12 protein-coding genes and 1 pseudogene are annotated in these 12854 nt (G+C 67.1%); 2 read left to right on the plus strand and 11 right to left on the minus strand.

Annotated elements, in window-relative coordinates; translation table 11 throughout:
- Positions 1–543 (minus strand): annotated as a pseudogene (locus ACTJK0_RS11905) (hypothetical protein); the annotation flags it as partial.
- Positions 544–815: 272 nt separating this feature from the next.
- Between ACTJK0_RS11905 and ACTJK0_RS11910 the strand changes: the two are divergent.
- A complete protein-coding gene (locus tag ACTJK0_RS11910) occupies positions 816–1352 on the plus strand; it encodes a MarR family winged helix-turn-helix transcriptional regulator (protein ID WP_440745296.1) in 537 nt (178 codons plus the stop codon).
- 177 nt (positions 1353–1529) lie between these two features.
- Here ACTJK0_RS11910 and ACTJK0_RS11915 read toward each other — a convergent pair whose 3' ends face one another.
- The 8 genes from ACTJK0_RS11915 to ACTJK0_RS11950 form a co-directional block, all read right to left on the minus strand.
- Complete coding sequence (locus ACTJK0_RS11915; protein WP_440745297.1) at positions 1530–1874, minus strand: hypothetical protein; 345 nt, start codon at positions 1872–1874, stop codon at positions 1530–1532.
- A gap of 23 nt (positions 1875–1897) precedes the next feature.
- Positions 1898–3148, minus strand: coding sequence for a D-arabinono-1,4-lactone oxidase (locus ACTJK0_RS11920; protein ID WP_440745298.1), 1251 nt, complete (start codon positions 3146–3148; stop codon positions 1898–1900).
- 42 nt (positions 3149–3190) lie between these two features.
- Complete coding sequence (locus ACTJK0_RS11925; protein ID WP_440745299.1) at positions 3191–4129, minus strand: pentapeptide repeat-containing protein; 939 nt, start codon at positions 4127–4129, stop codon at positions 3191–3193.
- Between the two features lie 178 nt (positions 4130–4307).
- Complete coding sequence (locus tag ACTJK0_RS11930) at positions 4308–6086, minus strand: amidase (protein ID WP_440745300.1); 1779 nt, start codon at positions 6084–6086, stop codon at positions 4308–4310.
- Positions 6080–7183: an agmatine deiminase family protein gene (locus tag ACTJK0_RS11935; protein ID WP_440745301.1), complete on the minus strand. Its 1104-nt coding sequence runs from the start codon at positions 7181–7183 to the stop codon at positions 6080–6082. Before ACTJK0_RS11935 ends, ACTJK0_RS11930 begins: the two co-directional genes overlap by 7 nt.
- Positions 7184–7230: 47 nt before the next feature.
- Positions 7231–7941, minus strand: a complete 711-nt coding sequence (locus ACTJK0_RS11940) for an alpha/beta fold hydrolase (protein WP_440745302.1) — start codon at positions 7939–7941, stop codon at positions 7231–7233.
- Positions 7942–7983: 42 nt separating this feature from the next.
- Entirely contained in the window at positions 7984–9093 is a 1110-nt protein-coding gene (gene rsgA, locus ACTJK0_RS11945) for a ribosome small subunit-dependent GTPase A (RefSeq protein ID WP_440745405.1), read from the minus strand.
- 358 nt (positions 9094–9451) lie between these two features.
- Complete coding sequence (locus tag ACTJK0_RS11950; protein WP_440745303.1) at positions 9452–9688, minus strand: zinc-ribbon domain-containing protein; 237 nt, start codon at positions 9686–9688, stop codon at positions 9452–9454.
- 137 nt (positions 9689–9825) lie between these two features.
- On the opposite strand from ACTJK0_RS11950, the gene ACTJK0_RS11955 reads away from it, so the two are divergent.
- Positions 9826–10977 carry a GGDEF domain-containing protein gene (locus ACTJK0_RS11955; RefSeq protein ID WP_440745304.1) on the plus strand — a complete coding sequence of 384 codons (1152 nt, stop codon included), beginning with the start codon at positions 9826–9828 and terminating at the stop codon, positions 10975–10977.
- A gap of 37 nt (positions 10978–11014) precedes the next feature.
- On the opposite strand, the gene ACTJK0_RS11960 is transcribed toward ACTJK0_RS11955, so the two are convergent.
- Complete coding sequence (locus ACTJK0_RS11960; RefSeq protein ID WP_440745305.1) at positions 11015–12130, minus strand: Gfo/Idh/MocA family protein; 1116 nt, start codon at positions 12128–12130, stop codon at positions 11015–11017.
- On the minus strand, positions 12115–12813 hold the full coding sequence (locus ACTJK0_RS11965) for a ThuA domain-containing protein (protein WP_440745306.1): 699 nt from the start codon (positions 12811–12813) through the stop codon (positions 12115–12117). The genes ACTJK0_RS11960 and ACTJK0_RS11965 overlap by 16 nt, the downstream gene beginning before the upstream one ends.
- Positions 12814–12854 lie beyond the last annotated feature (41 nt).

Consider the following 12854-nt stretch of genomic DNA (forward strand, 5'->3'; position numbering starts at 1 on the left):
GGCCAGGACGCCGGCGCCGGCCGCGAGGAGCAGGAAGGTTCCGGGGTTGTTGCGGGCGTACCGCTGGACCTCGGTCAGGAGATCGCCCGGCTGCCGGTTCTCCAGCCAGGACGCCACCGAGGAGGTGCGTTCTGCTGCCTGGCGGATCAGGTCGCTGGCCACGCCCTGCTGGTCCGGGGCGCTGGCCATGCTGTGCAGCTGGCTGGAAATGTTCCGGATCCCTTCGGCCGCCTTCTGCTGCTGCGTGCCGGCCTGGCTGGTCAGGCCCGACTTGGCCTGGTGCAGCAGGTCCTGCGCATTGGCCTTGGCCTCCTGCGCCACGTTCGCAGCCTCGCTCTTGGCGGTCTCCGCCACTCCCTGCGCCGCGGACGCAGCGTGTCCGGCAACATTGGAGGCCTCCTCCTTGGCTGCTTGGGACTTGGAGGTATCTGCTGAACCTGCCGGGTAGGCGGTCTGCGGAACCGAATCCGTTGTGCCGTAGGGATCGGCGATTGCCGGCTCGGTTTCGGTCCGGGGTGTCTGGGGCCATTGGTTCTCTGTCATCTTCGCTCTCTTTCCGAAAGGGGTAGCTGGCGATCAAGAACCAGCAGTGCTGGCAACTTAGTAAGCAGGGTTACTAAATAGATACTAAGCACACTTTCCAATTCGAATGCAAGGGCTAATGCTCCACAGCAGGGCTCTTGGTGCGCAAACCACCGGCGACTCGCGGAAGGATAGTAAGCCTACTTGCGAACAGGTTGCTAAGCATGCTTATTGTAGGGGTGTAGCGACGCAGGGTGACCAGCACTTCGCCACCTACAGGAAGGCCAGGGCCGATGACCAGCAATCTCGATCCGGACGCCCGGAGCAGCTACCGCCTCATCACCCTGGCGGCACGGCTGATCCAGCGGCGCCAGGACGATGCACTGGCCCCCCTTGGGCTGACCCGTGCGGCTGTCATTGCCTTGGAAGGCCTGACGGGGGGGCCATTGAACCAGGAGCAGCTTGCCGATGCGATCAGGGTTCAAAGCCAGACGCTTGGCCGGGTACTTACCCGGCTCGAATCGGCGGGACTCATCACCCGAACGCGCCACGCGTCGGACCGCCGGCAGCTGAAAGTGGAGCTGACGGACGCGGGCCTTGCCGCGGTGGACGCGGCCCGGCAGGCAGAAATCAATGCTTATCCGGACGATCCGGACATAGCGTGGAAGGCGCTGCGGGAGGAACTGACGAAGTTCGTGCAGGCCGTTCCCCCCGGCCGGGATACGGACGTGCTGCCGTTCGCACCGCCCGAGCACCGGTCCGGACATGCACACAGGCCTCCCGGCCGGGCGGGCGGCCTCCGCGGCTGGGAACAGCCCCGCCAGAACTGAAGATGCCCGTAAAAGCAGTGGCCGGACCTTTCGGACCGGCCACTGCTTGCCTTAACGGGTGTCTTCCGCTTCCCCTTCAGCAGGCCGCCCTGTACGAGATCTGACTCGTCGCAGCCTCCGCCCGCAGCGGAGCCGTTCCTGGACGTTAGCGCCTGACGGGTTCTTGCTGGCCTCCTGCTAAGGCCGGCAGGCATCCTTGAGGGCCCGGACGGAGTCGGCCGGCACCTGGTCCCCCGCCTCCGCAATCTGGCCCAGCGGCGTCGTAACTTCCGTGGGCACCCCTGCGGTCCGTGCCGCTGAAACCAGGCCCGCCAGCGCCTGCTTGTCCGATGCACTGACCAGGCCGTCCTGCACCACTGCGCAGATCTGCCGGTTGAGTTCCTGGGCGGCGGCGGAGGCGGCTTTGGAGGCGGCATCGCTGGCGGCGTTGCCGGCCGCTTCCTCCACTGCGCCGCAGCCCGTGAGCAGCAGCAGGGCAGTGCAGAGTGCGGTGGCTGGGGCGACGGCGGTGCGGAAGTTCATGCACCCAGCGTACCGATGGCAGGTTAACGGCGGGCGGGCACGCCCAGGACGCTGTCCAGCAGCCTGTTCCGGAACTTGCCCTCGGGATCATGCCGTGCGGCGAAGGAACGGAAGTCGGCGAAGCGCGGGTACAACTGCTCCCAGTCGTGGCCCCCGGCGGTGAACAGCTTGCCCCAGTGCGGGCGTGCGCCGAATGGCCGAAGCGCCGCTTCGAGTTCGGGGAGGAAGGCTTCCACCTCGGGCTGCAGCGGTTTCCAGGTGAAGTGCAGGGCCACGCTTTGTTGCCGGTAGAAGGGGCTGAGCCAGAACTCGTCCGCCGCGCCGGTCCGGATTTCCGAGACAAACAGCAGGGGCGCCAGCCTGTCCGCCAGGCCACGGACGGCCTGGAGCGCTGCCGGGGCATGCTCCAGGGGAAGGATGAACTCACTCTGCAGTTCGTCCCCGTTGCTTGGCGTGAATTCGTGGCGGAAGTGCGGCAACCGGTCCAGCCACAGTCCGGGCTGGTCCAGCTGCACAGTGCAATTTTCCGCGGACATATCCGGCAGCGGGTGCCGCGGGCTGATGGCGGCCGTGGCACCGAACAGGCTGGACAGCGGCGGTTCGCCGTCAAGTGCCTTGAGCCAGACCTGGTTGATCCTGTCGCCGGCGTAGTCCGTGAAGAGGCTGACGCTGTAGGCGCTCGAGACGATGGCGCCGAAATCCGAGAGTGCGTTCTCCCAGGGCAGGTCCTCGAGGACGCGCTGGCGCATCCCGAAGCTTGGCCGCACCGAGAGTTCCAGGCCGGTGACGATGCCCAGCGCGCCGATGCCCACCACGCTGGCCAGGAACTCGTCCCCGTCGGCCCGGCTGAGCGTGGCGTGCTCACCGGAAGCCCGAACCAGCTCGATGGACTCCACGGCGCCGGCGAGTGCCTGGTTTTCCACCCCGGAGCCGTGCGTTCCGGTCTGCACCGCGCCAGCCACCGAGATGTGCGGCAGCGAGGCAAGGTTGTGGATTGCCGTGCCGGACGCCTCGAGGGTGCGGCACAGGGCCCCGTAGCTGACCCCGCCGCTGACCCGCACGGTTCCGCGTGCGGTGTCCAGCTCCACCTGCTGCGGCAGGGCGTCAAGGAGCACGTGCACGCCGTCGGTGTCACCCACGCGGTTGAACGAATGCCTGGAGCCCAGTGCCTTTACCTGCGGTGCCGCGGCCACCACTTCGGCCAGCTCCGCGACGGATTCCGGCCGTACGACGTCCGTGGAGGAGTATTCGAGGTTTCCTGCCCAGTTCTTCATCGGGTGGCTTTCGCTTGGGGTCGGTTTCCTCCACTGTCAGCGCTAACAATCCCGCCTGTCAAGGCGCTTCCGCGGTCCGGTCGGAGCGTCTTCCGGGACGGACGCCGCCCAGTGGCCGGGGCGCGCCAGCCCTTCCGGGAGCCTGGTCGATCCACTGCCCCTGGCTGCGCCGACCTGCGGCGGGGTGAGGAAGAGGGCACCGGCCAGGTCGGCGCCGTCGAGCCTTGCGTCCCGGAGGTCGGCGCCCAGGAGATCCGTGGCCGTCAGGTCTGCGCCCCGGACATCGGCACCGATGAGGCATGCCCCGCGAAGATCCGCCCCGCACAGCACCAGCCCCCGCAGGTCGGCACCCGCAAGGTCGGCGCCAGGCTCAAGGCGGATCCGGGGGTGAAGGCTGGAGGAACCGGCATCACCGTAGGCTGCACTGAAGTATCCGGCGCGGACCTCCTCACTCACCACGCGGAGTGTTTCGCCCACCTGCCGGTGGAGGGACTCGACGTCGGCCGCCAGGAGGTCTTCCAGCCCGCTGTCCGCAACCTTCCGGACCGCGGCCGCCAGGGAATACGCGTCCCCGGCAGTATCCGGGCCGTAGGCCCTCGCCGCGGCCTGGCCAAGCAGCCACAACATTTCATGCAGTTGGCGCAGGACCTTGAACGCGGTGAACATGCCGGCCGCCGAGTCAGGGTTGTCCCGCCAGCTGATGCCACCGAAAAGCCGCTGGCTCACCGCCTGTCCGGCGCCGAAGCAGTCAAAGACCGTGCAGCCGGGAAAGCCCCGGGGCCGGAGCCGGTCATGGATGGTGCAGGAGAAGTCCGCGGCCAGGTTGGGGCATGGCGTGGCAGGTGGCTTGTCGATGGCGAAGTCCGCCGATCGTGCGAATCCGAAAGCGGTGCAGCACAACGCGAAGCATTGTGGGCAGTCAGGCCGGAGGGCGCCCTGTACAGGGAAATTGGCTGTTGATGAAGGCGTTGGAGGTTTCATGGTTACTCCCGAAGGTGGTTCCGATAAGGGTGCGGAAGGGAGGGGAACCCAGGGTTGGGTCCCCCTCCCGGGTGCACGGAATCACCGTTCCTGCAAGGAAGGACGGGAACGTGGGACGGCTGGAGGTCAACGGCAAAGAGGAGAAGTCACTGACTCCAGAATATCCGTTGCGGGCGTTTCAGCCAGAGATTTCCTGAGTAGCAGCCGGTGTGGTGCGGGGCGGTGGAACGCGCCTGCGGCCGGTGGCTTCGAAGGCGGCGGAAAGGCGGAGCAGGTCCGTGTCCGCATAGGCCTTTCCAGCGAAGGTCAGTCCCACCGGCATCCCGATGTCGGCCGCGAGGCCCATGGGAACGGTGACGGTGGGGATGCCCAGGTGACGGGGAACCAGGTTTCCGTTGGCCACCCACACCCCGTTGCGCCAGGCGATGTCCGCCGAGGCGGCATTGGTGTCCGCATCAGCGGGCGCCACGTCCGCTGCTGCCGGGAACACCACCGCGTCCAGGCCCAGGCGGTCCATCCAGTCCTCGAGGTCCACGCGGCGGGTTTCCTCCAGGCCCGCCAGGCCTTCGGGCAGGTGCGGTATGCGGTCAAGGTCGGGAACGCCGTGCTCGCGGATCCAGGCGGGGTAGTCGCTGATGTCGTCATCAAACCCGTCGTAGCGGTCCGGCAGGGCGCCGGCCGGGGCAGGGAAAATGGCGGCACCCTCGACGTCGGCCAGGCGGTTGAGCTGCGGGTCGCCGTTGGCATCAAGGAAGTCGTTCCAGGCCCAAGCGGACAGGTCGACAATCTCGCGCCGCAGGTACTCCGGGGACACCAGGCCCCGCGTGGCAATGGTGGGTGCGCCGGTCCGGTCGCCTTCGTAGTTGGACACCACGGGGAAGTCCACCTCCACCACCTCGGCGCCCGCGGCTTCCAGGTCGCGCCGCGCGGCGTTCCACAGCTCCAGGATCGAGGCGCGGGTCAGGATCTTCTGGCCGGTTGGCCCACCGATGCCCGGTGCCGCCGCCGTGCCGGCCTCTGGATCGGCGTTGATGTACATCCGGGGAACGCCGAGCCGCTTGCCCGCCAGCACCCCGGCGGCTGCGGCACCGTCCGGTACGGCCAGGTCCAGGTACGACGGCGGGCGGACGGCGGATGCCTTGGGCACCTGAATCCAGGGCTGGACCCGCCAGAAGTCACCGCGGTTCTCAGTGTCGTCGGCGACCACCACGTCCAGGACTTCGAGCAGGTCTGCCATGGTGCGGGTGTGGGGGACCACCACGTCCATGGTGGGCACCAGGGGCCAGTTGCCGCGCACCGAGATGACGCCGCGCGAGGGCGTGTAGGCGCAGAGCGCATTGTTTGACGCCGGTGCCCGCCCCGAGGACCAGGTCTCCTCGGCCAGGCCGAAGGCTGCGAAGCTGGCCGCGGTGGCGGTTCCTGAACCGTTGGACGAACCGGACGCGAAGGCGGCGGTGAGGTAGTTGGCGTTGTATGGGCTTTCCGCCCGGCCATATACCCCGCGCTGCATACCTCCGTTGGCCATGGGTGGCATGTTGGTCAGCCCGATCAGCACGGCCCCACCGGCCCGGAGCCGTTCGATGGTGAAGGCGTCCTGCTGGGCTACGAGGTCCTTGAATGCCGGGGAGCCCGCTGCCACGCTGAGCCCCTTTACCTGGTAGCTGTCCTTCGCCGTGTAGGGGATTCCGTCGAGGGGGCCGAGAGTGAAACCTGCGGCCCGGCGCCGGTCCGACGCCTGGGCCTCGGAGATGGTCTCCGGGTTCAGGACGACCAAGGCATTGAGGCATATGCCAGTGGAGTCATACTTCTCGATCCGTTCCAGGTACAGGCGTACCAGTTCCTCGCTGGTTACCTCGCCGGAGTCCAGGGCGGCGCGAAGCCGGCTGATGCCGGCCTCCACCACGTCGAACTGCGGCTGGGACCGCGGAAGCGTTTGCGTGGGGGCGGGGTTCACCATGTTCCTCCCTCCTTGGCCGCAGGCTGCTGCTGCGTGATGCAGTGGATGCCCCCGCCGAAGGCGAAGATATCGCGGGCGTCCACGAGTTCCACTGTCCGCCCCGGGTAGGCGCGCTCCAGGATGCCTGCCGCGATGGCGTCGTTGGGATCGTCGAAGCTGCAGAGCACTACAACGTTGTTGGCGACGTAATGGTTGATGTAGGACCAGTCCACCCAGCCGTCATCGTCCTTGAGTGTTGTGGGGGCGGGAACGTCGATGATGCGCAGCGGCCTGCCCTGGGCGTCCAACTGGCCGGCAAGGACTGCCTTCAGCTGCAGGTAGACAGCATGATCGGGGTGTGCGGGGTCGTCCTGGCGGTGCAGCAGGATGGTGCCTGCTCCGGCGAAGGTGGCCACGATGTCCACGTGGCCGCGGGTCCCGAATTCGTCGTAGTCCCGGGTGAGGCCGCGCGGAAGCCAAATGGCCTTGGTGGTGCCGAGCGCGGCGTGGAACTCCGCCTCGACGGATGCCTTGGTGGCGCCAGGGTTGCGGCCCGGATCCAGCTGGACCGTCTCGGTCAACAGCACGGTTCCTTCGCCGTCTACGTGGAACCCGCCGCCTTCGTTCACCAGGGAGCTGGGCCGGACCGGCACGTCGATGCCGGCCGCCACGCTCCGGGCCACATGCTGGTCCTTGTCCCAGGCCGCCCACTCCTGGGCGCCCCAGCCGTTAAAAATCCAATCAACGGCCACCAGTGAACCATCCGGCCCGTGCACGAAGGTGGGGCCGCTGTCCCTCAGCCAGGCGTCGTCCAGTGGCACCTCCACGACGTCGATGCCATCGCCCAGCCATTCCCGTGCGGCCGTGGCATCGCGGGGGTCTGCCAGCACGGTGACCGGCTCGTACAAGGCGATGGTTCGGGCCACCCGGGTCCACGCTGCCCGGGCCCGGTCGAGAGTGGGACTTCCCACGGGACCAAAGGTGTCGTTCGGGGGCGGGAATCCCATCCAGGTGCGGCGGTGGGTGGCCCACTCTGCGGGCATGCGGAGCCCGGGGCCAAGGGAAGAGTGCCCTGGGGCGGCACTGCCCCGGAGTTCTGTCGAATAAATGAATGCCATTCATTTATTATGAGGACACGGCACCCCGTGCGCAAGAGTGTGTCGGGTCAGTTCCGGGGTTCCCGGTCCACGGCCGCCACGATGGCGCGTCCAAGTTCGGCCGGCTTTGTGAACTGGGGCCAGTGCCCGGTGGGCAGGTCGACGAAGTCGATGTCGTCAACCTTCGCCAGTTCCGCGACGAACGGGTGGCCGGCCGCTATCCATTCACGCAGCGTGGCGGAAGGGAATTCGCACGAGATCACTGTCGCGGGCACCGCATAGCGGCGATCGTCATGCAGGTGCTGCTGTCCGTACGCCACACCGCGGGGCTCGGGGATTGCGCGGCCGCGGAACGCCCGGCGGAGCCCCTCGTCCAGATCCACCAGGTCGGCGTCGTCGAAACTGTCCCAGGGCGGCAGCGGCACGTCGTCGCCTTTGGCGGGGAGTTCGTCATTGATGACGCCGCCCTCGCCCAGCGGTCCGCTGTCCACGTAGATGGCGCGTTCCACCTTCTCCGGCCTCGCGTCCACGGCACCGTGAATGATGGCACCGCCGCCGGAATGGCCCACCAGGACCACCTTGCCGGGCGTGCGGTCCACGGCTTCCACCACGGCGTCGATATGGTCCTGCAGGCTTATGCCCGCGCGATTGGCGTCCGCCGACTCCTTCCCGGGAAGCGTGAGGGGGTGGGCGCGGTGCCCGGCAGCTTCCAGTGCCGGCGTCACCGGGTCCCACGAGGATGCGTCCAGCCAGAAGCCGGGAACCAGGATGATGTCCATGACCGAACCCTACTCCCGGCCCCGGCCGGGCAGCAGGGGGTGCTACCTCTTCTGCTTCCGGTCCTTCCCTCCCGTCCGGTTGCCGCGCTCGGAGGCTTCGCGCTCAGCCGAGCGCTGAGACTTTCCCCCGGAGACCACTTTCTGGTGCCACTCGCGATGGTAGGCGCGTTGGGCGGCGACGTCCGAGCGGCGTGCCAGAGCCGCCAGTTCCCGCTGCATCTTCTGGTAGGAGTTCCAGCGGCGCATGGCGAGGAGGCCGGTGCCGATCGCTTCCCGGACTGCGCAGCCGGGCTCGGTTCCGTGAGCGCAGTCCGCAAACCGGCAGTTGGCTGCCAGTTCCTCCACGTCGGCGAACATGCCACCCAGCCCTTCCCCGGCGTCGAACAGCCCAAAGCCGCGGACCCCGGGGGTGTCCATCAGCACAGTGCCGTTGGCCAGCGGCACCAGCTCCCGGGCGGTGGTGGTGTGCTTGCCCTTGAAGTCCCCGGACCGGACCTCCCCGGTCTGCTGGACTTCGTGTCCCACCAACGCATTGACCAGGGTGGACTTGCCGGCACCTGACGGGCCCAGGAAAACGATGGTGCCGCCGGCCGGAATGTGTGCCAGCAGTTCGTCGATGCCGTCGCCGTTTTCTGCGGACGTGGTGACCACCTCCACGCCTGCCGCCTGCAGGATGACTTTGCCGACGACGTCGTCCGCCACCTGCGCAAGGTCAGCCTTGGTGATGATCACCAGCGGAGTGGCACCGGAGTCCCAGGCGGCCACGAGGGTGCGCTCAAGGCGGTTGTGGGTGAGCGGGCGGTCCATGGGCACCACTACCCCCACGGTGTCCATGTTGGCGGCCAGCACTTGTTCCGCGGAGGAATCCTCGAACGCACGTTTACGGCTGAGTTCCGACCGGCGGGGGAGGACGGCAAGGATCTGGCGGTCGCCCGCACGGTTGGGGCCGACCCAGACCCAGTCCCCGGTGACGGGCTGTTCACCGGACAGCGGATAGGGCAGGTGGAGCAGCCCATCTGCGACGGCGACGAGCAGCAGGGTGCGGTCCACCCGCACCACCCGCCCGCGTCCCGTCGCGCCCGGACATGGATGCTGGTTGAAGTGGCAGTCCACCCCTGGCGTGTAGCCGTAGGCGGCTGGACCGTCGGTCATTGATGGGCTGTTGCCGGCGGCGTTGGCCAGGGCATTGTCTGAAGAAAACTGCACGGTGGGTTCCTTGGGAATGTCCCCAGTGCAGCCGCATCGGGCCGGACAGGCGCCCGTCAGTTAAGGCGGATACAGCAGGGAAGGATGGTTGATGGTGTGGGTGCGGGGCGCTCAGGGCGCGCGGCGACAGCAGTCATCAAAACCACCTCCATTCCCTCGTGCGGCGTCCCGTTGTCCTGCCGGGACGGCAGGTGGGGGCCGGGTTCCACTCTAGTGGCCGCCGGCACCGGGGGCCAGAGCTGGAGTGGTGCAGTTCCGCCGGTGGACACCGGACGGGATGCCGGGCCGGTTCTTCCGCAGGGGCTTACAGCCGGCCTTCCAGGGCGCGCTTGCGGGCGCCGCTGATGGTTGAGGCGTAGCCGCAGTTGGTGCAGGTGATCCGGAATTTCCGGGAGACGGTGAGCACCGGAAGGAAGAACAGCGTGAACTTTGTGGCCTGCTCCTCCAGCAGGTGGTGGATGAAGGCGCCGCAGTGCGGGCAGGTTGCCGTACGGCCGGGCAGTGCCTTGTGGACAGTCTTAAAACCAAAGAGCAGGAGCATGGCGGCCTTTCGTTATCCCGGATAACCCAACCCTAGGCCCGTTACGGGATTCTGATCAGGGGTAATGACCACCCGCAGCCTGTATGCTGCGATTCGATACTGGTGTGGGCATTCGGGTTTGGGGGCACTGCGGTCAGATGGTTCTGGACACGGCAACCCTGCGCACCGCTTTTGGCCTGATGGCCCTGGTGCTGGTGGTCCTCTTCTACTTTTCCGCGTACCGGCTGACGCGCTCGCCGTACAGTGCGTGGTGGTGCGGAGCCCTGCTCTTCTTTCTGACCGGATCAGGCTGCTTCCTGCTGGACGGCACCGTGCATCAGGTGTGGGCCAACCCGGTGGGCAACACACTGCTGGTCCACGGCGGTGTGGCAGTGTGGGCGGGAGCGCGTTCGCTGCGGACAGTGCCGCCGCCAAAGTGGGCCTTCACCGGCATTCCCCTGGTCACCTTGGTGGCCTCACTGCTGGACCATCCGGCCACCAATACATGGTCCGGCGGCCCGGTGTTCCTGGCCGCCATGAGCCTGACCATCGGGCTGGCCTCCCGCGAGCTGTGGCGTTTGGAGCCGGGCTATTCACGGGTCCGGCTCCCCATGGCCGTGGCTGCCGGAGGCCTTTCCGTCTTCTACTTCTTCCGTTGGCTCGCGTTCCTTGTGGAAGGCCCGCAGGGGGCGGTCTTCACCACCATGTTCGGATCCGCAGTGACCACCATGGTGACCATGGTGCTGCTGGTGGTTGTCTCCTTCAGCATGGCGGCCTTGAGCACGGAACAGCAGACCCGCGCCCTGCGCGTGGTGGCCACACGGGACGACCTCACCGGGCTCCTGAACCGCAAGGCGTTCCTTGACCTTGCCGCCGAGCAACTTGCCGACCGCACCATCACCGGTGGTTCCGGGGCCCTGATCCTGGCGGACCTGGACCATTTCAAAGCCGTCAACGATACCTACGGCCACGCAGCCGGTGACGTCGCGCTGCAGGCCTTTGCTGACGCCTGCGTTGCCACCGTCCGTTCCACCGACCTGACCGGGAGGTACGGCGGGGAAGAGTTCCTCATCCTGGTTCCCGGGGCCACCGCAGAACGGGCCGAAGCGATTGCCCAGGAAATCAGCCGACGCCTGGCCGGCGCAAAGACGCGGAACGGCATGGAGATGCCCACAGCGAGTTACGGCATTTCAACGTACGACGGCGGTACCTCCACGGTGGACGGGCTCATCGAAGCAGCGGATGAGGCGCTTTACCGGGCAAAGTCGCTGGGCCGGAACCGCGCCGCCCGCAGCGACGGGCGGGGGTAGCCCTGCTGCAATCAGCGGCGCGGTTCCTACATGCGGCTTACCGTGAATGGAGCGCGTCCGCCTGTTCCGCAAGGACTGTCAGCGGTACGCTTTCGGGCCGCTCAACGGTGCTCTGGATGCCCACCGTCATGCCGCTTTGTGCTGCCTTGAGGACGGATTCCATGACCTCCAGGACGTGATAGGCCAGGGTTCCGCCGGCGCGCGGTTCTTTGCCGTCCGGGGTGGAAGCCAAGTCTGCGATGCCGAATCCGCGGCCGGAATCGACGTACCCTGCCGAGGCGGGAAGGGTTTCCCAGTCCTCGGCTCCCAGCGGGAACAGCTGCACGTCACCGTCGAAGTGGTTGGGGTCAGGCACTACCAGGGATCCCCGCTCGCCGTGGATTTCGATGTTCGGTGATTTGGACTTCACAGCATCGAAGCTCATGAACAGGGTGGAAAGTGCCCCGGACGCGTGGACCAGGATCCCGGTGACGTGGGAGTCGATGGTGACTGGCACTTTTTCACCCTGCCGGGGACCGGATCCGATGGTGCGTTCGTCGCGGGTGTGGCTGGCTGCGCCGATGACCGACACCACCGAGCCCAGCAGCGTGACGAGGGCGGTGACGTAGTAGGGGCCCATGTCCAGGAGGGGGCCGCCGCCGGGCTGGTAGTAGAAGTCCGGGTTGGGGTGCCAGCGCTCATGGCCGGGCGTCACCATGGTGGCCGATGCGGAAATGGGCGCGCCAATGAGGCCGTCGTCGATGGCTTTCCGGGCTGTCTGGACCCCGGTGCCCAGCACCGTGTCAGGGGCGCAGCCGACGACGACGCCGGCCTGGCGTGCTGCGATCAGCACCTGGCGTGCCTCTTCGGTTGTGGCCGCGAGGGGTTTTTCGCCGTAGACGCTCTTTCCTGCAGCGATCGCCTTCAGGGCCACCTCCGCGTGCGCTGCGGGGATGGTCAGGTTCAGGACCAGGTCCACGTCCTCCGCGGAGAGCAGTTCGTCGACGGAGACGGCGCGGACGCCGTCGTAATCAGCCGCAACTGCCTGCGCACGTGCCGGATCCAAGTCCGCCACGGCCACCAGCTGGATTTGGTCCAGCCGGCGGAAGTTGGCGAGGTACTGCGCGATGATGGCTCCGCAGCCAACGATTCCTACGTTCAACGGCTTGCCCACAGCAGGCCCCTTTCGATGATGGTGCGTACGTTCCGGTCCTGGAGGATTTCCACGCGATGCCCGGGGGTGGCCACGAAGATCCGGCCTTTGCCCCACTGACGGGTCCAGATGGCAGGGGACGTCACTTCGCGGTTCCAGGGGTCCCACTCGCGGACTTTTTGGGTGGTGGTGGCCAGGACGTCGATGTAATCGTCGGACAGGACCCAGTACTGCTCGGTGACCAGGTCGAAGTCCTTGATTCCCTTGGTGATGGGGTGGTCGGCGGCGGCCGGCAGCATGTTGACGGTGTGGGGCACGTAGTTGTCCGACTGCTCACCAATGCACTCGTCCGGGTGCTTGCCGGCGTGGCAGGCGAACTGGCCGCCGATCAGGTGCAGGTAGTCGGACGTGTTCCGGTAGGAATCGGCAATCCCGCCGTGCCAGCCGGCCAGGCCGGTGCCGTTCTCCACAGCTGCCCGAAGGCCGGCGAACTCATCCTTTTCAATACTGGACATGGTCATGCACTGCATGATGAGGTCCACCCCAGCCATGTAGCCGGCATCGGCGTAGACCTTGGGGGATTCCTCCACCCGGACGTCGTAGCCGTTGTCCTTGAGGTAGGGGATGAAGAGCTCTGTGGCCTCGTAGGGCTGGTGGCCGTCCCAGCCGCCGCGGACCACCAGGGCGTTCTTGCGTTCTGTCATTGGAGTTTCCTTTGGTTTGCTGCCGGCTTTTGCCGGCAAGG

It is taken from the genome of Paenarthrobacter sp. 22069, assembly GCF_052046035.1.
Classification (GTDB): Bacteria; Actinomycetota; Actinomycetes; order Actinomycetales; family Micrococcaceae; genus Arthrobacter.

Excerpts from the sequence above, each read along its gene's own strand:
- ACTJK0_RS11910 (WP_440745296.1), top strand. The coding sequence starts at position 816 with ATGACCAGCAATCTCGATCCGGACGCCCGGAGCAGCTACCGCCTCATC.
- ACTJK0_RS11915 (WP_440745297.1), bottom strand. The coding sequence starts at position 1,874 with ATGAACTTCCGCACCGCCGTCGCCCCAGCCACCGCACTCTGCACTGCC.
- ACTJK0_RS11920 (WP_440745298.1), bottom strand. The coding sequence starts at position 3,148 with ATGAAGAACTGGGCAGGAAACCTCGAATACTCCTCCACGGACGTCGTA.
- ACTJK0_RS11925 (WP_440745299.1), bottom strand. The coding sequence starts at position 4,129 with ATGAAACCTCCAACGCCTTCATCAACAGCCAATTTCCCTGTACAGGGC.
- ACTJK0_RS11930 (WP_440745300.1), bottom strand. The coding sequence starts at position 6,086 with ATGGTGAACCCCGCCCCCACGCAAACGCTTCCGCGGTCCCAGCCGCAG.
- ACTJK0_RS11935 (WP_440745301.1), bottom strand. The coding sequence starts at position 7,183 with ATGGCATTCATTTATTCGACAGAACTCCGGGGCAGTGCCGCCCCAGGG.
- ACTJK0_RS11940 (WP_440745302.1), bottom strand. The coding sequence starts at position 7,941 with ATGGACATCATCCTGGTTCCCGGCTTCTGGCTGGACGCATCCTCGTGG.
- rsgA (WP_440745405.1), bottom strand. The coding sequence starts at position 9,093 with ATGACCGACGGTCCAGCCGCCTACGGCTACACGCCAGGGGTGGACTGC.
- ACTJK0_RS11950 (WP_440745303.1), bottom strand. The coding sequence starts at position 9,688 with ATGCTCCTGCTCTTTGGTTTTAAGACTGTCCACAAGGCACTGCCCGGC.
- ACTJK0_RS11955 (WP_440745304.1), top strand. The coding sequence starts at position 9,826 with ATGGTTCTGGACACGGCAACCCTGCGCACCGCTTTTGGCCTGATGGCC.
- ACTJK0_RS11965 (WP_440745306.1), bottom strand. The coding sequence starts at position 12,813 with ATGACAGAACGCAAGAACGCCCTGGTGGTCCGCGGCGGCTGGGACGGC.